This is a genomic window from Neobacillus niacini, assembly GCF_036961885.1.
GTDB classification, from domain to species: domain Bacteria; phylum Bacillota; class Bacilli; order Bacillales; family Cytobacillaceae; genus Neobacillus; species Neobacillus niacini_H.
The window spans coordinates 13,422-37,459 of sequence record NZ_JBALNQ010000084.1 but is presented as its reverse complement, the minus strand read 5'-3'; the positions used below and the strand labels follow the sequence as shown (position 1 = coordinate 37,459).

The 24,038-nt window shown below is 38.0% G+C and carries 23 protein-coding genes; 2 read left to right on the top strand and 21 right to left on the bottom strand.

Features of this window, described 5'->3' with window-relative positions; genetic code table 11:
- Nucleotides 1-143: 143 nt before the first annotated feature.
- The 14 genes from V7124_RS25455 to V7124_RS25390 all read right to left on the bottom strand — a co-directional run bounded on the left by V7124_RS25455 (nt 144) and on the right by V7124_RS25390 (nt 12,446).
- Nucleotides 144-887 carry an amino acid ABC transporter ATP-binding protein gene (locus V7124_RS25455; protein WP_335494601.1) on the bottom strand — a complete coding sequence of 248 codons (744 nt, stop codon included), beginning with the start codon at nt 885-887 and terminating at the stop codon, nt 144-146.
- A gap of 12 nt (nt 888-899) precedes the next feature.
- Complete coding sequence (locus tag V7124_RS25450) at nt 900-1,565, bottom strand: amino acid ABC transporter permease (protein ID WP_335408634.1); 666 nt, start codon at nt 1,563-1,565, stop codon at nt 900-902.
- 35 nt (nt 1,566-1,600) lie between these two features.
- A complete protein-coding gene (locus V7124_RS25445) occupies nt 1,601-2,383 on the bottom strand; it encodes a transporter substrate-binding domain-containing protein (RefSeq protein WP_335494599.1) in 783 nt (260 codons plus the stop codon).
- Between the two features lie 90 nt (nt 2,384-2,473).
- On the bottom strand, nt 2,474-2,632 hold the full coding sequence (locus V7124_RS25440) for a DUF1540 domain-containing protein (RefSeq protein ID WP_335494596.1): 159 nt from the start codon (nt 2,630-2,632) through the stop codon (nt 2,474-2,476).
- A 193-nt stretch (nt 2,633-2,825) separates the two neighbouring features.
- Complete coding sequence (locus V7124_RS25435) at nt 2,826-3,806, bottom strand: tRNA dihydrouridine synthase (protein ID WP_335494633.1); 981 nt, start codon at nt 3,804-3,806, stop codon at nt 2,826-2,828.
- 344 nt (nt 3,807-4,150) lie between these two features.
- Nucleotides 4,151-4,744 carry a CDP-alcohol phosphatidyltransferase family protein gene (locus V7124_RS25430; RefSeq protein ID WP_335494595.1) on the bottom strand — a complete coding sequence of 198 codons (594 nt, stop codon included), beginning with the start codon at nt 4,742-4,744 and terminating at the stop codon, nt 4,151-4,153.
- Nucleotides 4,745-4,777: 33 nt separating this feature from the next.
- Nucleotides 4,778-5,788, bottom strand: coding sequence for an ABC transporter ATP-binding protein (locus tag V7124_RS25425; protein ID WP_335494592.1), 1,011 nt, complete (start codon nt 5,786-5,788; stop codon nt 4,778-4,780).
- Between the two features lie 5 nt (nt 5,789-5,793).
- Nucleotides 5,794-6,603: an ABC transporter permease gene (locus V7124_RS25420; protein ID WP_335494589.1), complete on the bottom strand. Its 810-nt coding sequence runs from the start codon at nt 6,601-6,603 to the stop codon at nt 5,794-5,796.
- On the bottom strand, nt 6,591-7,472 hold the full coding sequence (locus V7124_RS25415) for an ABC transporter permease (protein ID WP_335494587.1): 882 nt from the start codon (nt 7,470-7,472) through the stop codon (nt 6,591-6,593). Before V7124_RS25415 ends, V7124_RS25420 begins: the two co-directional genes overlap by 13 nt.
- Before the next feature lie 4 nt (nt 7,473-7,476).
- Complete coding sequence (locus V7124_RS25410) at nt 7,477-8,754, bottom strand: ABC transporter substrate-binding protein (RefSeq protein ID WP_335494585.1); 1,278 nt, start codon at nt 8,752-8,754, stop codon at nt 7,477-7,479.
- 224 nt (nt 8,755-8,978) lie between these two features.
- On the bottom strand, nt 8,979-9,734 hold the full coding sequence (locus V7124_RS25405; RefSeq protein WP_335494582.1) for a glycine/sarcosine/betaine reductase selenoprotein B family protein: 756 nt from the start codon (nt 9,732-9,734) through the stop codon (nt 8,979-8,981).
- A 53-nt stretch (nt 9,735-9,787) separates the two neighbouring features.
- On the bottom strand, nt 9,788-10,459 hold the full coding sequence (locus tag V7124_RS25400; protein ID WP_335494630.1) for a TVP38/TMEM64 family protein: 672 nt from the start codon (nt 10,457-10,459) through the stop codon (nt 9,788-9,790).
- Between the two features lie 128 nt (nt 10,460-10,587).
- Entirely contained in the window at nt 10,588-11,052 is a 465-nt protein-coding gene (locus V7124_RS25395) for a hypothetical protein (RefSeq protein ID WP_335494579.1), read from the bottom strand.
- 14 nt (nt 11,053-11,066) lie between these two features.
- Entirely contained in the window at nt 11,067-12,446 is a 1,380-nt protein-coding gene (locus V7124_RS25390; RefSeq protein WP_335494576.1) for a rhodanese-like domain-containing protein, read from the bottom strand.
- 418 nt (nt 12,447-12,864) lie between these two features.
- On the opposite strand from V7124_RS25390, the gene V7124_RS25385 reads away from it, so the two are divergent.
- Nucleotides 12,865-15,564 carry a putative bifunctional diguanylate cyclase/phosphodiesterase gene (locus tag V7124_RS25385; RefSeq protein WP_335494574.1) on the top strand — a complete coding sequence of 900 codons (2,700 nt, stop codon included), beginning with the start codon at nt 12,865-12,867 and terminating at the stop codon, nt 15,562-15,564.
- A 255-nt stretch (nt 15,565-15,819) separates the two neighbouring features.
- Here V7124_RS25385 and V7124_RS25380 read toward each other — a convergent pair whose 3' ends face one another.
- The 6 genes from V7124_RS25380 to rlmD all read right to left on the bottom strand — a co-directional run bounded on the left by V7124_RS25380 (nt 15,820) and on the right by rlmD (nt 21,719).
- Entirely contained in the window at nt 15,820-16,569 is a 750-nt protein-coding gene (locus V7124_RS25380; protein WP_335494571.1) for a hypothetical protein, read from the bottom strand.
- 2 nt (nt 16,570-16,571) lie between these two features.
- On the bottom strand, nt 16,572-17,291 hold the full coding sequence (locus V7124_RS25375; protein ID WP_335494567.1) for a hypothetical protein: 720 nt from the start codon (nt 17,289-17,291) through the stop codon (nt 16,572-16,574).
- Nucleotides 17,292-17,913: 622 nt separating this feature from the next.
- Nucleotides 17,914-18,243 carry a hypothetical protein gene (locus V7124_RS25370; RefSeq protein ID WP_335494564.1) on the bottom strand — a complete coding sequence of 110 codons (330 nt, stop codon included), beginning with the start codon at nt 18,241-18,243 and terminating at the stop codon, nt 17,914-17,916.
- 190 nt (nt 18,244-18,433) lie between these two features.
- Nucleotides 18,434-18,826: a hypothetical protein gene (locus tag V7124_RS25365; protein WP_335494561.1), complete on the bottom strand. Its 393-nt coding sequence runs from the start codon at nt 18,824-18,826 to the stop codon at nt 18,434-18,436.
- 903 nt (nt 18,827-19,729) lie between these two features.
- The gene (locus V7124_RS25360; protein WP_335494559.1) at nt 19,730-20,122 is read right to left on the bottom strand and encodes a YidH family protein; all 393 of its coding nucleotides are present in this window, start codon (nt 20,120-20,122) and stop codon (nt 19,730-19,732) included.
- A 226-nt stretch (nt 20,123-20,348) separates the two neighbouring features.
- Nucleotides 20,349-21,719, bottom strand: a complete 1,371-nt coding sequence (gene rlmD / locus V7124_RS25355) for a 23S rRNA (uracil(1939)-C(5))-methyltransferase RlmD (RefSeq protein WP_335494556.1) — start codon at nt 21,717-21,719, stop codon at nt 20,349-20,351.
- Nucleotides 21,720-21,894: 175 nt separating this feature from the next.
- Between rlmD and V7124_RS25350 the strand changes: the two genes are divergently transcribed.
- On the top strand, nt 21,895-22,224 hold the full coding sequence (locus V7124_RS25350) for a hypothetical protein (protein WP_335494553.1): 330 nt from the start codon (nt 21,895-21,897) through the stop codon (nt 22,222-22,224).
- A gap of 291 nt (nt 22,225-22,515) precedes the next feature.
- Here V7124_RS25350 and V7124_RS25345 read toward each other — a convergent pair whose 3' ends face one another.
- The gene (locus tag V7124_RS25345) at nt 22,516-23,982 is read right to left on the bottom strand and encodes a nicotinate phosphoribosyltransferase (RefSeq protein WP_335494549.1); all 1,467 of its coding nucleotides are present in this window, start codon (nt 23,980-23,982) and stop codon (nt 22,516-22,518) included.
- Nucleotides 23,983-24,038 lie beyond the last annotated feature (56 nt).

The following is a 24,038-nucleotide window of genomic DNA, read 5'->3' as shown; positions in this document are numbered from 1 at the left end:
GGTAAATATTTAGAATTTACCCCAAAGTTAGATTATAAGGAACACTGACATGAAATGCAATAAGTTATTTTTCAATAATTTTATTATCCGGGTCGATCTTAGTTAACTATTCCTTATCAACCAACCAGAAACTGTATTTCAAATTATTTTAACATGGTTGCTTGGAGAAATTCTTTTGTACGTTGCTCTTTTGGATGATCAAAGAATTCATTTGGCCGATTTCTTTCGATAATTCTACCATCGTCCATGAGGACAATCCAATCAGCAACCTCACGAGCGAAGCCCATTTCATGGGTCACCACTACCATGGTCATTCCTTCATCGGCTAACTCCTTCATGGTTGCCAATACCTCACCAACAAGCTGCGGATCAAGGGCAGATGTCGGTTCATCAAAAAGCATGATATCCGGCTTCATGGCCAGCGACCTGGCAATGGCCACACGCTGCTTTTGACCACCTGACAATTTGCTAGGATATACATTCGCCTTATCCTCAAGACCCACCTTTTGGAGCAACTCCTTTGCTTCGGCCATAACCTGGTCTTTAGGGATTTTCTTTACCATAGTTGGTGCTTCAATGACATTTTCAAGGACGGTTTTATGTGGGAATAGATTAAAGTGCTGGAAAACCATCCCTACGGTTTGACGGACATCGTTAAGATTGTGGGTTTCCGGGCTAATCTCTTCCCCGCGGATTGAAATTCTCCCACCTTCCCTTTTTTCTAAAAAATTAACGCATCGCAGCAGAGTACTTTTACCAGAGCCAGATGCTCCAACCAAGCAGACCACTTCACTTTCATACACGGACATATTTATATCTTTTAATACATGTAAACTGCCATAAGATTTATGTAAGTTTTCTATTTTTATCATTTCTCGTTCATTCACTTTATTGTCCTCCTATCGATCACTAACTGCCAATCTCTTTTCGAACATGCTCACCAGCATGGTTAGTACTGCAACAAGTACTAGATAATAAACGGCTACGATTAACAAGTAGGTCATTTCATCAAAATTATTGGAACCCAGCGTCGTCGAAACATTGAACAGTTCATTCATGGAAATAAAGGCTGCCAGTGATGAATCCTTAAGTCCAATAATAAATTGGTTTCCAAGGGGAGGCAGTGCCCTCTTGAAGGCCTGTGGAAGAATGATCCGGCGCATGGCTAGTATTCTAGTCATGCCGAGAGAGCGTGCCGCTTCCATTTGCCCTTTATCAATGGACTGAATCGTCCCCCGGAAAATTTCTGCAATATAGGCACCGTTATGGAAGGCGAGCGCAAGAGCCGCTGCCCAAAAGTCAGGAATGAGGAAAATTCCGCTGAAGCCAAAATACAGAATGAAAATCTGGACAATGAGTGGAGTTCCCCTTACAAGGAACACATAGGCATTTGAAATATAGCCTAATACTTTAATCCTTGAAATTTTTAAAAGAGCAAAAAATAATCCGAATAAAATTCCAATTAAAATGGAGACAACTGTCAGCTTTAGCGTCAACAGAGCTGCATCTATGAAAAGGTTTTTGCTACTGAAAAACGTATGTAAAAAGTGCGAAAAACTAGGCAAAATAACGACATCCTTTCTTTCTAGTGATCCATCTATTATTCTGGTTTTTTCGTAATATCCTCACCAAAATACTCTAGGCTGATGCGAGATAGTGTTCCATCGTTACGAAGTCTTTGAAGTGCGTCATTGACCCGCTTGAGCAGGAGTGGATTATCCTTCGGAATAACAATTGCCTGCTCGCTTCGCTCGATTAACTGCTGCCCCTGAATTTCGAATCCTTCCTTTTTTGCACTTTTTCCAGTGACAAAATCGGTAATAACGGCGTCATGCCGGCCAATACTTAGCGCTTTTAATGCCGTAATATCACTATCGTACATTTTAATATTGCTGGTATACTTTTTGGCTGTATCCGCATAGGTGGATCCCTTTGCTACGGCAACTTCTTTTCCTTTTAAGTCATCTACTGTTTTAATCTCGCTGTCAGGTCTTGTGAATATCTGTGGGCCTGAGTAATAGTAGGGTGTGGAAAAAGTAACGTGTTTGGCGCGTTGGGGGTTAATGGTGTGGCTGGCAACGGCTGCGTCTGCCCGTCCCGTTTTAATGCCCTCGATAAGTCCTTTGAATTTCATCCTCTTCTGGACTGGTTCAAGACCCAGTTCTTTTCCGACTGCGTTTCCTACCTCTATATCGAAACCAGTCATCGATAAATCATCATTGCTAACATAGCTAAAGGGCTTAAATTCTCCTGAAGCTGCAAAAATAAATTTCTGCTTATCTATCAGCTTTGTTCCATCTGCCAGCTGGTCCTTTTGGATACAACCAGTCAGCAGCCCAATCAGAAATATGCACGATAGAATCATTATGTATCGTTTTCCCATGCTTGATTTTCTCCTTTCTCTTTCAAGCTATACGTTACTTTCCCAGTATTAAGGACTGCTTTTTGAAACACAAAAAGCAGTCCCCATGTTTCATTCACGAAGTTCGAATGTTTTGCAAGCTGTTTCTTCCACAGTATCTGCCTTATTGCTGCCATGTGGACCTATGACATAAATGGAGTCAGCCACACATTCGTCCCCATTAGCCCAATACTTGCAGTTTTCAACATTACATTTCACATCCAATTTCATAATTGTGCCACCCCCTCTAAAGGTTTTCTTATTTAATACCCCCTTCAAAGTTGGGTGAAACAAGATTTTTCCTCCCATGCTTTGCCACTGCCAACAATGGCATGATTTTACTCTCGGATAGCGTGGAATTACTCTCGGATAACGGACTTTACTATCTCACCATTTCTCAAAAAAAAAGCCTAATCCCAAAGGATTAGGCTTTTCCAAAGTTATCAAGCAATGTACGTACTTCATCTGTGGATTTCGTGTTCATCAATAGATTTCTTAATTCAGCAGCCCCAGGGAATCCTTTGACATAAATTTTGAAAAAGCGATGAAGCCCTGTGATGGAACGTGGCAGGACTTCCGCATATTGATCTTGAAGATCAAGCTGCAGTCTTAACAGATCAAGGTATTCTTTACTGCTATGCTCTTTTGGCTCTTTTTCAAAAGCAAAAGGATTTTTAAAAATACCTCGCCCGATCATAACGCCATCAATACCATATTGTTCAGCAAGCTGCAGCCCAGTTTGACGGTCAGGAATGTCTCCATTGATGGTTAGCAGCGTATTTGGTGCGATACGGTCACGTAATTTTTTAATCTCCGGAATTAGCTCCCAATGCGCAGCTACTTGGCTCATTTCCTTTCTTGTACGTAAATGAATAGAAAGGTTCGCAATATCCTGTTTCAAAATATGCGTTAGCCACTCTTCCCACTCCTCGACCTCATTATTGCCAAGTCGTGTTTTCACGCTGACAGGCAGTCCGCCCGCTTTTGCTGCTTGAATAAGTTCTGCCGCAATGTCGGGACGCAGAATAAGGCCACTCCCCTTTCCTCTCGAGGCAACATTCGGTACGGGACAGCCCATATTAATATCGATACCTTTAAATCCTAGCTCTGCCATGCCAATACTCATTTGACGGAAAAAGTCGGGATTATCCCCCCAAATATGTGCGACTATTGGCTGTTCATCTTCTGTAAAAGTCAAACGGCCACGGACACTTTTCATGCCCTCTGGATGACAATAGCTATCCGAGTTTGTAAACTCGGTGAAAAATACATCCGGTCGACCGGCTGCACTTACTACATGGCGAAAAACAAGATCTGTCACATCTTCCATTGGTGCAAGTACAAAAAATGGTCGTGGTAAATCACGCCAAAAATTATCTATCATTTCAAACTCAAATCCTCTCACTATGGATACAACTTCAAATTCTGATTCAAAAAAATATAAAGCTAAATGTTCCACTTCTTTTACACTTATATCATGCTTAATAACTAATTATCAAACACATGTACATTTAGACATTATATTTTATAAAAAACTATTGTGAAAATCAACCATGTTTATTTTAACGAAAATTGGTCCTGAATGGTATTTTTATAAACAAAAAAGCAGAAGTATAGATTTTTTCTATATCATCTGCTTTTCTATTATACCAACTCCAACCACGCGACCGCTTCACAATCTGTGGAGTGTAAAATGGTTCTGGTAGTGCCTTAACGTCTGTACCACTATCTATCGATTGGCCAACATCATCAATCCTTCAAGATTAACCTTGCTTCTCGAAGTCGCTGCAAACCGGTAGCAACCTCGACAATGAGAAAAACAATGATCCAGAATTGTAAATTGGATTGAAATAAAACCATTAATGAGAAAAGAATAAATCCCTCTGTTCTTTCTGCAATACCTGGCTGATAATAGAAGGATTTTTCACTTTTTTTATCTGAAAGTGCTCCAACTGTCAGAAAAATGGTCATGGTAAAAATAATCGAAACCGCTAGTAACAAAAGAAGAAATAAGATTCCCGGGTCAGGATGTCGAAGGGCTAACGCAATGATGATTCCTCCTTCAACTATTCGATCAAAGGTAACATCCAGCACAGTCCCCCAATAGGATGAAGTCTTACTTTCCCTCGCCATGCTTCCATCCACTGCATCGAGAAAGCCTGAAAGCCATAGAGTCACAACACCTAAATACGGTTTATCAAAAAAAATAAGAACGCTGGCCATGACCCCAACCATAAAAGCGACGACTGTTACTTGATTAGCTTTCAGTCCCTTCTTGAGAAGCCAGTGTGCTGTTTTCCAAATAACTGGTTGCACATACGGCCGTCCATATGTATCAAGCATTTTTCTATCTTCCTTTCAAATCCTTTACTTAAACTATCTAGGATACCATACAATTTTATTGAATGGTATCCCTGCCTTAACTGCTGTCCCAACCACCGGCGCTTTTTCCCAAACATTTAGTTCTACTTCCAAACATTCTCCTTTGGATTCAATCAATACCGTTTGCGTCTTTGAACCATGCTTCACTCTTCTTACTATTCCCTCAATCCATATAAAGTCCTCATTCTCTAATCCACCGGAATAGCTCGAACTGCTAGATGCTTCTATATGAATCACACGGGCTGGAATCCAGCCCATCTCATTTGTCTTCTCCGTAAAACAATGATTGGGAATCCATTTTTGCCATTGAACACGAGAAAAACGGTTTGAGAGTGCGAAAAACGACGCTACTTTTTCAGAGCTTGGATTTTGGTAAAAATCAAGCGGATTTCCCACTTGGATTATTTCTCCATCCATTAATAAACCGACACGATCTGCTACCGTAAAAGCCTCATCAACGTAATGAGTTATCCAAAGGACCGAAAACCCATAGCTTCTCTGCAAAGAATAGAGCCATTCTGTTAATTGAATTCGTAAAGGCTGATCCAATGAAGCAAATGGTTCATCCAGTAAAAGTAACTCCGGCTTTAACACAAGAACTCGGCCTAATGAAACCCTTTGCTGCTGCCCCCCTGAAAGTTGATACGGGTAGCGGTTTTCAAGCCCTTCAAGCTGTAGAGTCTTCAAAAATTCCTTTACCCGATGGTTTCTTTCCTTCTTGGAAATCCCTTTTACACGCAACCCAAAGGCGATATTTTCCAACACCGTCATATGAGGAAATAAACGTGGCTCTTGAAAGACAAGCCCTGTTTGCCCCTTTTGCTCTTCCCATTTGATTTCCCCTTCTGATAAAGGAATGAGACCTGCTATTCCCTTTAATAATGTGGTTTTCCCACTCCCCGAAGGACCCATTAATACTGAAATTTCGCCTTTCCTGATTTCCAATTGAATAGATTTTAGCACTCTCTGCTGCCCATATTGGATACTAACCTGTTCCAACCGCACATCTTTCACCCCCCATGCCCGCTTACTTTCTTATGATGTATTTTCATACATACGAAATATAATGAGACCAATATGAAAACAGGTAGAAAAAACCAAATGCTATATACCGAAACGATTGAAGCATTCCCGCTACTCGCATAAGGGAAAATGATTAACGGGAGAGTCAGCAATGTTCCGCCGCTCATAATCCATGTCGGCAAGTACTGACTTAAAGAAATAATGGAAACTATTAAACAAGCTAATAAAAGAGCCGGTGTGATCAGCGGCAATTCAATCCACAAGAAAGTTTTCATACTGCCCGCACCAAGGCTGAACGCAGCCTCTTGGAGTTTTAATCCTAATAATTTGTACTGATACCATAGCATCACAATAAAATAAGGCATCGTGACCAACATATGTGCCATCGTAACATGAAAATAGTCGGGTAAGAAATCGAGTTGAATGGCGATTCCGTGTATTCCCATTATGGATACAGTCAGAGGGATAAAAAGCGGTGAGAGAAGGACGATAAAAGCCAAGCCTCTTCCAAAAAACTCTCTTTGGCTTAATGACTTTGCAGCAGGAAGTCCTAAGAGGATATTTCCAACCACCGTCAAAATCATTACGACCAAACTATTAAATAATCCTTCAAATGCCCTTCCCGTATCCGAAAAAAGATACTTCCATGATTCTAAGCTAAAGGTTTCAGGAATAAGCTGGGGCCACGGCCACAGCTTTGTAAAACTCCAGAAGATAAGCGGAATGATGGGTAGAATCATAAATAAGCCCATGAAGAGAAAGAACAGCCAAATGGAGACCTTCTTCAACTTTTCCATGCTCTTCTACCTTTTTTATACCAATTTTTCTGTAGCATTAATAAGGCACATCCAATCAGAAACGAAACAAGGGCAAGGATTATATTCATCGCGAATGCGATCGGCTGCCTTTCCAGTCCAAACTGGGTATATTCCTGCCAGGCAAGTACAGGAATAAGGCCAAAAGATGTCCTTGCCATTAAAGCAGGTATTTCATAAGCCCCTAAGGCAAACGCAAAAACAACCCACATGCCGCCAACCCATAACGGCAATAAGATAGGAATGACGACCCAACGAATCATCTGACTGAAGCTCCCGCCCAGCATTTTTACCGTGTCCTTCCATTCTTCCAAGATCTTTTTTAAAAAAGGATAGATTAATAAAACGATAAAGGGAATCTCTTTCCACATATAAGCCAACAGGACACCTACTCCCCATTGATCATGAAGAAGGATCGGAAACGCTTCATAGGAATCAATCAAACCTAAACGAAAGGCAACCCTTGAGTACCATCCCGTCTGCATAAAAACTTGTGCCAGTAAATAGGCTGCTAATAAATGCGGGACACCAAATGGAAGCTGAAACAAAATTTGTAACCATGTTCGTCGATAAGACATCGTTGCTAACAGAAGCGCAATGATAAATCCTAAAATGCCGGCAGTTACTGAGACGGTTGCTGCCATGCCAACGGTAACTCCCAAGGAATGAAAAAAGGAAGGATTCCATAATTCTTTATACGCCCAAAAGCTTTCGTATTTGCCATAAAAGCTTTCTTCGCCGCCAATACTGATAAAAAATGACTGCACAAACCCGCCAACAAAAAAGAAGATAACAAACAAAAGGGCAGGGAGGATTCCCATAAGCCCTTTATGTCTATTGAACAAATTCAAACATCTACTGATTGCCCACATTTTTTAACCAGCCCCGCTCCAACCATTGGACATATTCAGCACTGATTTCTGGTAGACGGTGCTTAGACAGCTCTTCTTCCGGCAAAGTAGCCCCACCTCTATCCATTTGGGCAAACTTACTCTTCACGTCCTCTGGTAATAAATCTACAGTGAGTGCTGTGTTTTCTCCCCAGTATTCTAGTTCCATTTTCTTTAATTGAGCCTCCGGTGACAAAAGGTGATTAATGAGCACAAGTGCTCCATCTGAGTTTGGAGCATTGTAGGGAACCGCAAGAAAATGTGTATTGGACAACGTACCTTTTTCAAGAATAAAGGTTTTCGTTGTTTCCGGGAATTCTCCACTCATAATCATGTTGGAAGCTCCTGCTTCATCGTATCCCATTGTCATCCATACTTCACCATTTTTATATAGTTGGTCAAGCTGTGCAAGTGATTGTGGATAGGATGTACCTTCTCTCCATAAATAAGGTTCCATTTCATTTAAAGCTTTCCACACTATTTCAGATTCCTTTTCAATCAGCGTCTCATCAAATTCACCTAAATATGCCTGATAATCACCACTCGTTTCATTTAAGATGTGACGGATAAAAGCACTACCCGTAAAATCAGGCGGCGCTGGATATGTGAACTTTCCTGGATTCTCTTGCACCCATTTTTTTAGTTCCTCCAATGATCGAGGAGGTTGATCCATTTTACTGGAGTCATATGAAAAAACGAATTGAACTTTCCCCCAAGGAGCCTCATACCCTTCTGTTGGAAAACCAAAATCATATTGGACATCGGAACTATCAGCATCTACATATGCCTTGAAATTTGGCAAGACACTTGTGATGGGCCCTAAAAGCAAATCCTGTTGTTTGGATGTTTTAAAATTTTCTCCATTTACCCATAGAACATCCATTTCACCGGTATCCTTACCTGCCTTTTTCTCTACCATAAGCTTATTGATAAATTCAACAGCATCCATTGGATATTGTTTTAGCTCTATATCATATTGTTTCTTTAGTTGCGGGGCAATCCACTCATTGAGATAACGGTTAATCCCCTCATCCCCGCCCCACATATAAAAATTAACAGTGGTTCCCTTCGCATCAGCGACAATTTGATCCCAATCTTTATCAAGGACATTTATGGCGCCTTGATCATCTTGTTTTTCTTTGTTTTCATTTTTTGTGCTCTCATCATTGGCGGAACAGGCTGTCATAATCAAAATAAACAATACAAGAAGGCCAAAACCTGCTTGTTTTAAAAAACATTTCATCAAATTACCTCCATCCTATATGTTACACTTTGATTTGCATTCAACATAATTTTCCAGTTGCCATAGTATACAATACAAAGCAAATCCAAATCCATTTACTGAAATGGCCTGACCCGGCTTCATTTCGTTTGTGAAAGCATAGGCATTGAAAATCATAACGATTACTAATATGATCCATCTTACATGCCAAATGATTTTTTGACACTTTACCGCTGTTTCCCTCGTCAATTCTTCTTTCTTCCTTTCCATTTATACGGAAGCACGATTATGTTCTCCGGTTCCGTTATGTTTTGTAAATAATGCAGGCAATCCAGTAAAATTTGCCTCTGAATTTCTACCTCTCCTGCTTTCCCAAAGCTTCGTCCCAATGGGAAACGCAAATGCAGCGCCCGTGGAACCCGTACTTTTTTTGTTAATTGGGGAAGATGGGATATTGATATGGTCGGAATTCCTGCTTTTTCAATTCCAAATTGAATCAATCCCACGGATTGATGACATATATATCAGCCAGGATTCAAAATGACCGCATCGACTTTTTCTTCCTTTAACCGCTTAATGATCGCCGGAATCGTTTCTTCTATTAAACGTGTTGTTTCTGGAATGTATCCCATTAACCCGTAATGGGTGGGTGCTGCTTCTCCTATCTGCCCGCTGTCTGCCAATTCTTTTAGACGAAATAGCGGAAAAATACAATTAACATCCTGATCTGCATCGGTTCGATCAAAATGGCTGTGACTGATCATTAAATCCTCTGCGCAGCAATCAGATGGAATGAATCTCACCGTTGGATCCCCTGCCTCAACATCAAACATTTCCTGTGTCTTCAAATGGACACCTGCTGTTGAAATCAACGCAATGACTGACTGGCCGATCGGTTTGTTCAGCGTTGCAAACGGGATTTTTCCTTGAATGGGATTCACCATGTATTTCGCACGTTTACTGACTAGCGATTCGATCCATTTATTCCCTGAAAGCTTCATTTTCCGATTCTCCTTTTGATTATGAGAAATGTAAAAATCCAAATCATCCTCATTTATTTAGCTTTTCGTATCCATTTATTGATTTGTGGACGTACCAGCATTCCGATTACAGCTAAAGCAATCACAATGGTAAACAGATAAAACAGAACCTGAACCATTCCGGTAGCATTTTGACCTAGATAGGAATACAAAATTGTGGCCGGAAGCTGTCCAAGCCCAGTAGCCCAAAAAAATGACCAGAAAGAAATGGATGTCGTTCCAGCCGCATAGCTTACAAGGTCAAAGGAGATAATCGGTAAGAGTCTGGCAAGAAAGACAGAATGCTTGCCATACTTATCAAAGAATTGATCCCACCATCCCAATGCTTTTTTTGATACAAACTTCTCTACAATGGGGCGTCCGAGAAATTTTGCCATGTAAAAACAAAGGATGGCGCCAAGCATGGCACTACTCCAAGAAAGGAGCATACCTAAAAACCAACCAAACATAAGCCCATTCGCGAATGTAATGACAAAAGCAGGAAGCGGTGCTATGACGGATTGAAATACCATGAGTAATGCTGAAAAAATCGCTGCAAACGGTCCAAAGGACAATAAATAATCACGGAGTCCTTCCACATCTGCATTTTTTAAAAAAGTGATTAAGTTGTCAATCCTAGCTCTAAAAACATCATGACCTAAATACAGCAATAGGAATAAGGCAATCAGCCCAAATAATATAATCATTCCCACAAGTCTAGATTTCGATAAAGGTTTGATGACTGCATTCCCCTTCCTCTTAATATACTAAGTTCTCGTAAATATGTAAAAACCTCAAAAGGGGCACTTAAAAAGTGCCCTATTCGAGGTTTAGTTCAGTTAGCCCTAATCCTATTTCTTCCTAATTGTTTTTCATAGAAGCTCCATATGATTACCACGATGATTTGAATCACCAAAATGATTTCGAAAACCATGATGATATATGGATATGCCATCATATTGATAAAAAATCCGCTTTGGATCACTACGATTACGAAGAAACTCAATAAGGAAGCTAACGCAATTTGGACTTTATAAAACCTGCTATGACCCTTTTTCACCGCATAGTAGAAAAGGAATATGAATAGTATACCTATACAAGCTGCAATAATACTCTGCCGTAGCAAATGTGGAGGTGAGTAAATCCCCTCCGCATATTGCATCCTTCTCGTATAAATATGGCGATAGACGCCTGCTTTAGTACCAGTCAGATAATTGACCACAAAAACGGCAATTATTAAACCAATCTGAATGATAAGTAAAATAATGTGTAAGAGCCATTTTAGGAATTTATTACTCATAACTATCTATTCCTTTATTCTTCTCCTGTTTCAACAGGATTACTTGGATTGTTACTCCATCCAATCCATCCATCACTATAAAGAGAAGAGTCGTTTAGTCCATAAACTTGTGCATACGTTAAGACTTCCGCTGCACGCCAGCCACTTCCACACATGAATGAAAGATCTTTTTCTAGATCAATTCCTTCTTCTTTCCATAGAGCTACGATTTCATCAAAATTACGCATTGTATTATCAATGTTACGGAAATTTTCAAGCGAGTTCGCATCTGTTAATCCTGCGTATCCATATACAGATCCCGGAATACGACCTTTTTTATCATGATAAGAATATCCGGAAGTTTCTCCGATACGTTCTTCCCAAGTACGATTATCTACTAATGTATTCTTTTCAGGATTTGCTAGAACTTCCGTTTTTACTTCTTCGATTGTGTCGATTAAATCCGGATTCCCAGGTATTGGAGCACCAAAATCAGTAACCGGTTTCGGCTTATGACTAGTTGTCTCAACTTCATAGCCAGCTGCAGTCCAAGCTCCTAACCCGCCATTTAAAACTCGTACATCTTCTATACCTACATAACGAAGAGCTACAGCTACACGATAGGCAGCCATTTGACTTTCTGAAGTGACAATGACAGAGTCATCTTTCGTAAACCCATAGTTTAAGACAACTTTTTCTAACTCCTCATCACTTGCTAACATCCATGCTGGTGGTGGCTCGATGTCGTCAGTATTGATATGGAAGCTCCCCGGTACGTGACCATTAGCATACCCGTCTTTCTCTTCTCCCCAGCTCGCTTCCACAATTTTCACTTTTTTTCCTTCTTCAAATGTTTCAGGTGTTTTGCCATCAATAATATCATTTACAACACTTGCGGGTACAATCATATGATAGTTTTCAAAGTTCTCCATAGGAAGACTTTCATCTTTAGTCCACTCTTTTACATCATACGTAAAGACATTTTCATAGCCTTTTCCCTTTAAATATTCAGCTACTTCTTTGGCATCCGTTCCGTTTGCATCATACAAAACGATATTTTTATCAGAACTGATCCCTTTTGTTTCAAGCGCTGTATCTAATGTTTTTTCTTTATTATCAGCTTCTACTTTTAGCCAATTGGCAGAAAAATCAACGGCTCCAGCAATATGTCCGCCTCTCTCTACTCCATCCAGCTTCCAGCCGTTAAAAGCATCATTAATACGAGTGTCAACAACTACCCATGAATCATCATTTAGTTTTTCTTGTAATTCTTTCGTTGTAATAGCTGTTTTTGCTTCATCACTATTTTTATTTACAGGCTGAGCTTCTTTATCTGAATTACAGGCCGTTACACTTAAGATAGTTAAAAGCAGCAACATGATGAGTAAAACCGGATTTCTTTTTCCTCTAAACATTCTGAACTCTCCCTTTTAATTTATAACGTCGATGCCTACTTATCATATCAGGAATCATTCTCAGCCTAAGATATTTCACCTTTTTGTCACATTGATATTTTGACTAGTATTATTGAAAACCTATCGAAAAAACCAATAACTTGTACCTTGGGGTCAGACCCCCATCGTGGTAACGCGTTAATGTACTGTGGGTCAGGCCCCAAATTTCTCAGCTGTTCATTGCCTTAATGTGACTGAAGTTTGTCCGTTTTTCGAAACCTTTTTGAATATAGATTAGTGATAGCCTAATCACCACACTCAAACATTAGTTAGTTTGATAAGATTACTAATATACAAAACTATTAAAAAAACCTAATGGGAAAAATATGGGATATATCAATTTTTAAAGAATAAATATTCCATCGGGTAGGAGATTACAATGTTCGGCATTAAATTTTACTTAAGGCAATTAAACAGCGAAATCTTACTTCTTTTCATTCTTTTCGGCTTAACCATTTTCTCCACATTCTATAATGTAACCTTTGTATATGGAATTACTTTTACTTATGCTAGTATTTTTATATTTTTGCTGTTGCGACTATTCGGACTTCCTTTTGCGCTTTTGGCCATTTTTATAACCCTTTTGATTCCCCCGTTTGATTTCATAAATCTATTTTATAAAGTTATCTTATTATTAGAGATTATTTTTGTAGGTACTTATTTTCATGTAAAAAAAAGAGCGAAAATGTTCTATGTTGATTTATTTTTCTGGCTGACCGTCGGCCTAATAACGACTTTTCTGGCTAGCAAAACTTCGTTTGCCGGTGATGCATTATATTTTCAAATGTTTAAAGGGATACTTAACGGGCTATTTAATGTTTTATTAGCAGATATGCTTTTAGCTTATTTTCCTTTTTATAAACTGATGAAATCCAACCAATTAAACAAAAACAATGTTTCTGTCCATCAGTTTTTATCCCACTTAACGATTCTCTCAATCATGATACCTTTTTTCTTGAGTGTTTTAATTAAAACCGTGAATGCTCATGAAATTTATACAAATCAGGCATATAAACAAGCAGAACTTGTGGTTCACCAAATAAAAGCTGAAATTCATTTATTGGTTAACAATAACCAAAATGAAACATCTTCTTTAAAGGATACATCCACCATTAATGAACTTTTAGATAAACATACATCAATGCAATTTAGCATTATGATTACGGATGCTAAAAATAAAATAATCGGCTCTAATGCAGAAACTATCTCTAACAGAAAAGAGGAATACTTCAATTGGATTGATCGTTATGAGATTAACAATACAACGAACCATTTTTATGAATTGTTACCAAAAGACAATATTAATGTCCTGCCACTAATCAGGTGGCGTTCTGGCTTATTAGTTTATGAAGATACTATCGATACATTACCTATTAAGATTTTTATTCTGTATCCAATCTCACAATATCAGGACCAGGTTTTTAGGGATTTTTTAATCCATCTCAAATTATCGATTTTCTTTTCAGTTTTTATCATTATTTTTGTTCAACTTATTAGTCGATTGTTTATGAAAAATATACAACGGCTAATAATCGTTACAACAGACTTGCCGCAGAAGTTACTCAATCTAGAAAAGGTCGATTTTCCTCAGAGCAACATTGCAGAGTTAGGATCTCTTACGCAAAACCTTCAAAAAATGGCACAAAAATTAAAAGAATTATTTCAAGAAAGTATTGAGATGAACAAGCTTCTTATCGATCAAACAAATAAATTAAAGGTTTCCGAAGATAAGCTCCACCAACTAGCCTATTATGATAGCTTAACTTCCCTGCCGAACCGTCTTTATTTTCAAAGCTATGTGAAGGATTTAATCAATCATATTCAGTCGGAATGCATGGCCATTATTTTTATTGATTTAAATCAATTTAAGCAGGTTAATGATACATTGGGCCATGATGCTGGAGACCACTTCCTTCAGTTAACTGCAAACAGGTTAAATACTTTAGCAAATCGTAAATTAAAGGTTTTTCGGCTAGGTGGAGATGAGTTTGTTATCGTCCAAGTAGTTAACCGTCGAGACGAAGTAGCACTATCTATAGAAAAAATAAAAAAAGAGTTCACTGACCCTTTCAGAGTTAATGAACAGGTCCTATATAATACTTTAAGCATTGGAATTAGCCTTTACCCTGAAGACGGTCGGGATTTAGATACACTTGTCAAATGTGCAGATATTGCCATGTATGTTTCGAAGGAGAAAGGTGGCAATGCCGCTCATTTCTTTAATGAAACGATGAAAGACAAGTTCCAAGAAAGGTTAATGATAGAAAATTGTTTGCGCACAGCAATTGATGAAGGCGGTTTTGAGTTATTTTATCAGCCAAAGTTCCAGTTTGGACAAGTTTCAAGTATGGAGGCTTTGTTACGCTTAAATGATCCTAGCTATGGGTATTTATCACCAGATTCTTTCATCCCTATAGCCGAGGAAACTGGACTCATTTCAAAAATAGATGAATGGGTATTACTAGAGGCTTGTAGGCAAAATAAACTATGGCAAGAGGAATCCCTTGGAAAAGTACCCATTTCAGTTAATATTTCAGCCATAAACCTACAACAAAATTATTTAATTCCATTAGTAGAACGTGCATTAGTTGAATCTGGCTTAAGTCCTGAATATTTAAAGCTTGAAATCACGGAGAACGTCTTTATTAAAAATCCAAACCAGGTTGTGGAAGTCATCAATCAATTAAGAAGTTTAGGGGTCCACATCTCGATTGATGATTTTGGAAAAGGTTACTCATCCTTCATTCATCTGCTGCAGCTTCCGATAGATGAGATAAAAATTGATAGTCATTTTATAAAAGATATACATCAGGATGAAAAAAAGTCCCTTATTGTCCAGTCTATTTTAGACATTGCTCATGGTCTCCGGATGAATGTTGTGGCTGAAGGAGTTGAAACCGAATCCGAAAAGGACTTCTTAATCCACATGAGATGTGATGAGCTCCAAGGTTATTTTTTTAGTCGTCCATTAAATAAAATTGGAATGGCGAATTTGTTAAGGGAAAGGGAAATTAATCAAAATCAGATTTCAAATGCACTCGCTTCTTCAAAATACGGTGCCTGCCCCCCATCGCGCTAAAGCATTAATGCAGCGGGGGTCAGGCACCGTTTTCTTAGTTATTTTTTTCCTTATTTACTTTTAATATCTCCTTTAATGTTGAGTGAATATTAGTAAGACTAATTAATATAACACCCAACATAATAAAAGTAACAACTTCACCTGTAATAAAAGATATTACTCCCACCACAAACATATAAAATGTATACAACCAATTGCTCATTATTCTATCACCCAATCATAATATTTATTTAACAATCCCTTCTTGAAGGAAAGTTATGGAATCTCCAGGTCTCCTTTACTCAGTATCATCAAATGTTCAATGAGCATTTTACCATTTGAATATACGTTTCCATTTACAGAACCTTCTGGAAAAGTTTCTTTATCCGATTGATCATATGGAATCCAACCCAAAAACAGATTTCGTTCAGGGGTAAAAGGATCGAAAAACAAATTAGGTTTTTGCTTTAATTCTACTTCTATCACAGCATTCATAAGCCACTGCCATTCATCAGAAAGTTCCATCACTCCATAAGACTTTTCTTGGAGGGAGACTTTTTTCTCCATTTGCACTCTTGGAATGTAATTCTCTATCCCCTCTGTAATTTGATACCCTCTGTCTCTAATTAAATAATAAGCAATAAAACTCACTTGGTCTTGAGGATGTATATTCCAAACCAAATGAAACGATGAAGGATCCTTTCTATTAATCTTCCATATCTTTGGTTCCCCTTTTGTATCAATCGTTTCAACCGTCCATTTATGCCTTTTCCAAACCCAGTAACTTAGACCGTAATGGTCTTCATTCGATATAAAAGGAACTACCACATGGCGTTCATCGACTGAGATTGAGTCTTGGATGACACTTGCTGACGCTTCTGGAAAGGTCCTATTAATCTCTTTTACTAGTTGTCCATTTGTTAGAAAAGAAACAGGTTTTGCAAAATAAAACCAAAATATCATGAAGGATGCCAGTAAACCGAGTACACCTAAACCTGCAAGGGCCCATGTCTTTTTTTTTGTCATTTTTATTCGCCCTCCTCAATTAATGAAATTTCAGAGCGAAAATAAAGTTGTGTTTTAGATGTTGAAAGTAGGATCCCTTTCCCATCCTCTTCAAGATAAATAATGGTTTGGAAACCACTTCCCCATTTAGGAGAAGTGCCTATGAGTTGATACGGGAACCGTTCCTTCCTATTAGTTGAATCAGCATTCATATAGGTTTGTTCGTACCATTGATCACTATAGATCGTTTCCTGTTTCATTTCGTGGAGTTGCTCCAATAATTTTTTATTATTTAATGAAAGATTCTCTGCAGAAGGATGAATAGGGGTAATGGAAGCATTCTCAACAGTTGAGATATAGGCTGAAAGTTCGCTTTCGTGATAGATGGCATGATGGATTGGTACAGCAACTAAAGTTGACAGCAGGAAAATAAAATTCGCCAAAAATCCTAACCACACAAAGGACCGATAAGTTTGCCACCTATCTCCCTTTCCTTTTAGAACAATATACAAAGTCCCTACACCCAAAGGTAAAATGGGGATCTTAATCATCGTATCAAACATATTCCAATTAATTGAAAAAGAAAAGAGACCGATAATCATTACAATCAGAATCTTCCATACTTTCGGTTTTCCCACTTGTTTTTGATAGATTCGATAGGCAAAATAACCAATAACACTGCATGCTAAGAGTCCCATTAGTATGGCTATGGCATTAAAAGTAAAGTCAAAATTTATTGTCAATACAACCACCTTCACATTCTCCCAGTATCCTTACAATGGGATTTCAACCCTATTTTACCATATTAAGTTACCCCATCTAAATCTTTTAATTTTTATCTCTGGACTACCCTATCTTAAAAAGTGCATTCAAAGAATTGGAATTAGTGGGGCTCAACTAAGCTGCCAAGAAAGAGAATACACAAAAGGACTAATTAAAAAGAGAAAACAGCAGAGAGAACAAAAGAGTTGAGGAAATGGAGGATATTGAATAAACAAGAAATACAAAAAGACCAAATCTTTTACGATTTGGTCGACTAGTTGCTATTTTTCCACAAAGACAGAACGACTTTAATTTATAACAGAGCCTATTTTAAAAGTTAACCATGACCGTTGATTGAATACTCCATGTACTTCGCTTTCATCTAACACCAGTAATATTCCATTAATCTGTTCCTATAGAATTGAATAATTCTTTTTAATATTGGTCTTTGCAAAAAGGAAGTTGTTTATTGAAGGTTTGAGTCAGGGTTTTATTAGGAGATTATGGGCAATTTATGGGATTGAATAAAGATAGAAGAAGTAGTAAGTAGTTATTGGGAAAGGCTTTGAAGCGGTAATATTCCGTGCAGTATTTTACAACACATTAGCCAAAATACACATTTACACTGTTTTCTTTTTGTACTGTTGCTAAGCAGTTAAGTATAAACTTCAGGATTTGTTTTTGATCAATCCCCAATAAATCAATCCCTGCCAGGGAGTCACCTGTACGAAAAAATTCCTTGTAGGCTTTCAAAGCCTTTTCAATTTGTTCTGTTGAGAAGGTAGTGCTCCTGCCTGTCCCACTAACTCCTGCGTAAAAATCATTTGCATCAAGTAAACTGTACAATATGGTTGCATTGTAATTCCCCATGCTAAAACGAGCATATGCAATTTCATCTCCTGCTTTATTGTATCCTGATATATCATGACCCATTTTAATCATCCTCCTTCAAATTTGGTTTCTCGTACAGAATTGGGATACATAACCTATGAGAGCTTATTAAAACTATTTACTATAGTTTACATGTATATCACTCCTTTCAGGTTTGCTTTTTACCTGCCTCAGATACATTAAAGCATTACCATATCGTGAGACAGGGCACATGATATAGTAGTACCTGCATTTAGCTTAAAATTTCTTTTGCTTTCTCCTTCATTTCCTTATATCGTTCATTTGAAATATTTAGGATCGTGTCACCCGCGGTAAAATGCATCATAATAGCCTTTATTTCACGTCTATTATATTCGCCACGGTCATGAATTTTATATCCCCTGCCGTTAAGTTTAAGCCTTACCATAAAACTGGCAGCTTTTTTCCTATCTCCTCTAGGGTAAACTTGAACAAAATTTAAAACTGCTTCTTCGCATGTACAATTTGGATTCATACAATATGTGTCAGCAACCAAAAATGCCTTTCCCATATAAACAAAGCGAAAAAATTCATTGTTTTCATTCGGGAAAACCTCTGAATAACAAACAGTAATACCTTCAATAATCTTATTTAGCACTGCATGCATAGTACGGCTCCTTTTTTATAACTTGGATTTTACCGGCAGTATCCCCAATTATTCAATTATTATATTTGCTTCAGCATTTTAACAGGAGGTTATTATAAGACGAGTAGTGGATATAAAATGATGAGAAATGAAAGGGGAAAATCGCGGATTTAGTAGAAAGGAATCTTACCTTAAAGAAATGATTATATTTATACCACTTTGGTATTTTTTACCTCCCTTCCGATGAAATTATATCACACTATCTTTTCATAATAATTTTTCTTTTGTAAGGGTTTTCTACAATTATGTGAACACACTGTTCCGGGTTAATTAGGAAGATGTAACTGGGTAAAAATGGGATTCATCAAGCAAGCCTTAACCCTTTAATACTTAGTCAGCTGTTCGACAAAATTCTTCCTACGAAGAAGAGCTAAACACTAATTTGACAGGCTGTACAACTATTCTAATCAAACGTTTAGTTACCATCCATTTTACTAATTAAACATTTAATTAAATCAATGGAAATCCCTTTAGTTAAATGAACTTTTGCTTATTTTTAGGAAAGGAGTTTGTCGAATACAAAGCGTGTTTGTTATGAACAATCTTCAAATCTGACAATAGAAACTATCAAAATACATATACTTACAGATGTCTACAGTTTGTAATTCCAACTAAACGTTTGATTAAAAATACTCTGAACCCATTTAAAATACGAAACTTTAGTTTTTTCGAGTAAATTTATTGTCGTGGAAGATTTGGGTTTTGGTAAAAGTGAAATCGAAATCTATACTCTGTTCTGCAAATCTATCTTATCATTCTCATACCCCATCTCTCTTTCACCCTTCCAAATTAGTGGAAAAAATCTTCTGAAAGAGTTAAAAATAATATTTTTATTTAACAAACCATTTATTAATAGATTATTTATTATATCAGTAAGAAATATGAACCAAATAATAAGGCAATAACAATTATTAATACACTAAGAGTAATAATATATTTTTTTGATGCTGTATATGTTTGGTTATTTATCGTATTGATTTTTATTAGATAAACAACGGTTGCCATAATAATTGTAATGATTCCGATACCAACTGAAGCAATTCCTATCATATTTGCAAGTAAATCCCCAACGGATGAAAGACTTTCTTTCATACTAAAATGTAAATTCGTAACTAAGAAACCCACTCCAATGATTGCAATAGCTGTTCTAATCCAAGCTAAATATGTTCTTTCATTTGCTAAATGCTGCTGAATATACCTCGAGTCGAGTGTTGGTATGTTGTCTTTCTCTTTTTCTATTTCTTTTCCGATACTCATTGCTTCCTCCTCCTTAATTTAGGATTTCCTTTTTAATTTATACCCTTATATCGTCTTTATACCTCAAAAGAGTCGATATCCTGATTCCCCAGTCTTTACACTGTCCAGAAACTGCTAATTCCTCAATCTCTCGTTCGAATTTCCTATTGGTAAATTTTATATAGTTTAATTAGTAAATTATCATTACTGAAAAAACCTTATCCACCAATGGATAAGGCTCTCTTATTTATGCTAATACAATTTTTGCGACAGCTTCCACATGAGTCGTCTGCGGAAACATATCAACAGGCTGCACTTCTACTGTTTTATATCCGCCATCCTCTAGTATTCGCAAATCACGCGCTAGTGTGGCTGGATTACAGGATACATAAACGACCTTTTTCGGCTTCATTTCGATGATGGTTTGCAAAAAGGTTTCATCACAGCCTTTTCGTGGTGGATCCACGACCAGTACATCCGCAGAATTCCCGTCTTTATACCACTTTGGAATAACAACCTCCGCTTCCCCGGCAGCAAACTCTACATTTGTGAACCCATTTAGCTCTGCATTCCGTTTCGCATCTTCAATTGCCTCTGGAACCACTTCTACGCCAAAAACCTTCTTCGCACTTTGCGCTAAAAATAAGGAAATCGTTCCAATTCCGCAATAGGCATCAATTACTGATTCATCGCCGCTGAGACCTGCATATTCCAGTGCTTTATCATAAAGAACCTTTGTTTGAACAGGATTCACCTGATAAAAAGATAGTGCAGAAATGGCAAACTTAACATCACCAATGTAGTCATAGATTACTTCATTTCCCCAAAGAACGGTTGTTTTTTCGCCAAGGATTACATTCGTTCGTTTGGAATTAACGTTATGGATAATCGATTTCACCTTTGGCAGCCGCGCAATAATTTCTTCAACTAATTTCGTTTTGTTTGGAATATCAGACGTCCTTGTAATAAGCACGATCATTAGCTCACCTGTTTGCTGACCGTACCTTGCCATGATGTGGCGAAGAACACCTTTATGTGACTCTTCATGATACGCTGGTACACCGAGTTCACTGCATATTTCTTTTACCACCTGGACCGCGTCATTAATTTCCGGAAGCTGAATAAGACTTTCATCTGTATCTACTATTTCATGACTTCTTGGTTTGAAAAAACCAGCAATCAGCCTACCATCTTTTTCACCGACAGGGACCTGAGCTTTGTTTCGGTAGTGCCACGGATGTTCCATCCCTAAAATTGGATGCACGATTACATCCTCCAACTTTCCTATCCTGGTAAGCACTTGACGAACTTGATTTTCTTTATATTTCAGCTGGCCATCATAGCTAATGTGCTCAAGCTGACAGCCGCCATACTTATGAAGCTCGCTGATAGGTAATTCTACACGGTATGGGCTTTTTTCATAAAGTTCCATTAACCGTCCAAAACCATAACCTTTATTCACTTTAATGACTTTAACCTGTGCCCTTTCGCCAGGCAGCCCATTTGGTATGAACAACGGAAAGCCATCAACCTTTGCGACCCCAGCACCATCATGGGTTAAATCCTCAAAAACTACATCTATAAAATCATTCTTTTTAACCGGTATTGTTTTTGTCATGTTTTACTTCCTTTACACCGAATTGACTAGCAAGATTGTATCATAAACCCAGTCTAATTGCGAAATTATCCATAAATTGATTGTATACCATTTATACCTGCACAAATTGTCGGAGTATTTCGATTTAATAATATAACAAAAGTGTTTATAATAATATCAATCCCATTCGAAGGAGGTGGTTACGATAAAGAATGTATCTTTTCTTCCCATCGCATTGCTGCTTGCCTTCATATTCTTTTCCGTTCATCATACTTCCAATTTATCCATTCAATTACATCATTCTAATAAAGCAGTACTCGTCATTGATGATTGGAGTATGAAATCACAATCTGGTGATGACCAGAAACATTTTTTTCAGTTTGATATAATCGGAGTATTAGCACTACTGTCATCGATCGTAATCACCAATCGAAGATTCTTTTCTAGAATTCACCACAAAAACTTTATTTTCCTTCTACCTGTTTTTCATCAATCGAATTATGTTATCTCCCCCCTGGATGCTTAAGTTAAATCTTACAAAAGGGGGAATAATCAATGTGGATTCGCTTCTTGATGATCGGTGTTTTTTCATTAACTGCTGTAGGGATGTTGACCTATCAAGGAATTGAAATTTACCATGCTTTCATCGATTTTTTTAAAAATAAATAAAATATTAAGGTTGAATCCCGCGGATCTTAGAAATAATCCCGCGGGATTTCGTGTGGTATTCCGCGAGAATTCGGATTAATCCCGCACGTTTCCACAATAATCCCGCGAACCACCAAAAAGACACCCAATCCGGGTGCCTCCCAAAAATCTATTCTGCCTGCATTTCCGCAACTTTCTCTTTTACTTCTTCAATATTCCTCATTTTGTTATCCCAGCATTTTTGGCTAAGGTCGACTGGATATTCCTCTGGATTCAAGGTCCGTTTATACTCATCCCAGAGAGCGCAAAGGTTTTGCTTCAAATATTCACGAGACTCTTCTAGGCACGGAGTTTCATAAACAAGTTCGCCTTTTGAATAAATCACTTCATGAAGCTCTTTTGCCGTAAAGTTTGTCACAACTTTATTCATATACGTGTGCGTAGGGTGGAACATTTTCAACCGCTTCTCCGGGCATTTTTCATCCGCAAGCGCAATATAGTCCCCTTCCGCATGGTGATTTTTATTATTAATGATTCGATAAATTTTCTTAATTCCTGGTGTTGTGACTTTCACTGGATTGGAAGAAATTTTAATCGTATCTTCCATTTTACCGTCATCACCTTCAATCGAGACAATCTTGTATACTGCCCCAAGAGCCGCTTGATCATAGGCGGTAATCAGCTTAGTCCCAATTCCCCAACTATCAATTTTCGCACCCTGTGCCTTCAAATTTAGAATCGTATACTCATCTAAATCACTTGAAGCAACGATTTTCGCATCCTTGAAGCCTGCATCATCCAGCATTTTCCGTGCTTCCTTTGAAAGATAGGCAAGGTCACCACTGTCCAAGCGGATCCCAATAAAATTGATAGAATCCCCCATCTCTCTGGCAACTTTAATTGCATTCGGAACACCCAAGCGAAGTGTATCATAGGTATCAACCAAAAAGACACTATCCTTATGGGTTTCTGCATATTTACGAAACGCCGTATACTCATCCTTATAGGCCTGTACCATCGAATGGGCATGTGTACCGGAAACAGGAATCTGAAACAACTTTCCTGCTCTTACATTACTTGTTCCTTCAAAGCCTGCAAGGTAAGATGCTCTTGCTCCCCAAATCGACGCATCCATTTCCTGCGCTCGACGTGTACCGAATTCCATCGCAATTTCATTACCTAGAACCTGCTTAATTCGCGATGCCTTTGTAGCAATCAATGTTTGATAATTAATAATGTTTAATAGTGCTGTTTCAACCAACTGCGCTTCAGCCAGCGGTGCGTCTACACTTAAAATCGGCTCATTTCCAAAAACCAGCTCGCCTTCTTTCATACAGCAAATTGTTCCAGTAAAACGCAAGCCTTTTAAGTAAGCTAAAAAGTCATCCTCATAACCGACCTCATTTTTCAAATATTCCAGATCATCATCAGAAAAACGGAAGCCCTTGATAAATTGAATCACCTTTTCTAAACCAGCAAAAACTGCATACCCATTCCCAAATGGGAGCTTACGGAAAAATAATTCGAACACTGCGCGTTTATTATGTATACCATCTCTCCAATACGTTTCTATCATATTGATCTGGTAAAGATCCGTATGCAGCGTTAAGCTATCATCCTGATAAATGTTTTTCATCATACCCCTCCGAAAAACTTCTTTTTCAACATATTAACCAATTTTAACATTATAAA

Bases quoted from the DNA above. Each gene is read 5' to 3' on its own strand.
- V7124_RS25445 (WP_335494599.1), bottom strand. From the start codon at position 2,383: ATGGGAAAACGATACATAATGATTCTATCGTGCATATTTCTGATTGGG.
- V7124_RS25440 (WP_335494596.1), bottom strand. From the start codon at position 2,632: ATGAAATTGGATGTGAAATGTAATGTTGAAAACTGCAAGTATTGGGCT.
- V7124_RS25430 (WP_335494595.1), bottom strand. From the start codon at position 4,744: ATGCTTGATACATATGGACGGCCGTATGTGCAACCAGTTATTTGGAAA.
- V7124_RS25420 (WP_335494589.1), bottom strand. From the start codon at position 6,603: ATGGAAAAGTTGAAGAAGGTCTCCATTTGGCTGTTCTTTCTCTTCATG.
- V7124_RS25410 (WP_335494585.1), bottom strand. From the start codon at position 8,754: ATGAAATGTTTTTTAAAACAAGCAGGTTTTGGCCTTCTTGTATTGTTT.
- V7124_RS25400 (WP_335494630.1), bottom strand. From the start codon at position 10,459: ATGATTATATTATTTGGGCTGATTGCCTTATTCCTATTGCTGTATTTA.
- V7124_RS25395 (WP_335494579.1), bottom strand. From the start codon at position 11,052: ATGAGTAATAAATTCCTAAAATGGCTCTTACACATTATTTTACTTATC.
- V7124_RS25390 (WP_335494576.1), bottom strand. From the start codon at position 12,446: ATGTTTAGAGGAAAAAGAAATCCGGTTTTACTCATCATGTTGCTGCTT.
- V7124_RS25385 (WP_335494574.1), top strand. From the start codon at position 12,865: ATGTTCGGCATTAAATTTTACTTAAGGCAATTAAACAGCGAAATCTTA.
- V7124_RS25380 (WP_335494571.1), bottom strand. From the start codon at position 16,569: ATGACAAAAAAAAAGACATGGGCCCTTGCAGGTTTAGGTGTACTCGGT.
- V7124_RS25370 (WP_335494564.1), bottom strand. From the start codon at position 18,243: ATGGGTCATGATATATCAGGATACAATAAAGCAGGAGATGAAATTGCA.
- V7124_RS25365 (WP_335494561.1), bottom strand. From the start codon at position 18,826: ATGCATGCAGTGCTAAATAAGATTATTGAAGGTATTACTGTTTGTTAT.
- V7124_RS25360 (WP_335494559.1), bottom strand. From the start codon at position 20,122: ATGAGTATCGGAAAAGAAATAGAAAAAGAGAAAGACAACATACCAACA.
- rlmD (WP_335494556.1), bottom strand. From the start codon at position 21,719: ATGACAAAAACAATACCGGTTAAAAAGAATGATTTTATAGATGTAGTT.
- V7124_RS25345 (WP_335494549.1), bottom strand. From the start codon at position 23,982: ATGAAAAACATTTATCAGGATGATAGCTTAACGCTGCATACGGATCTT.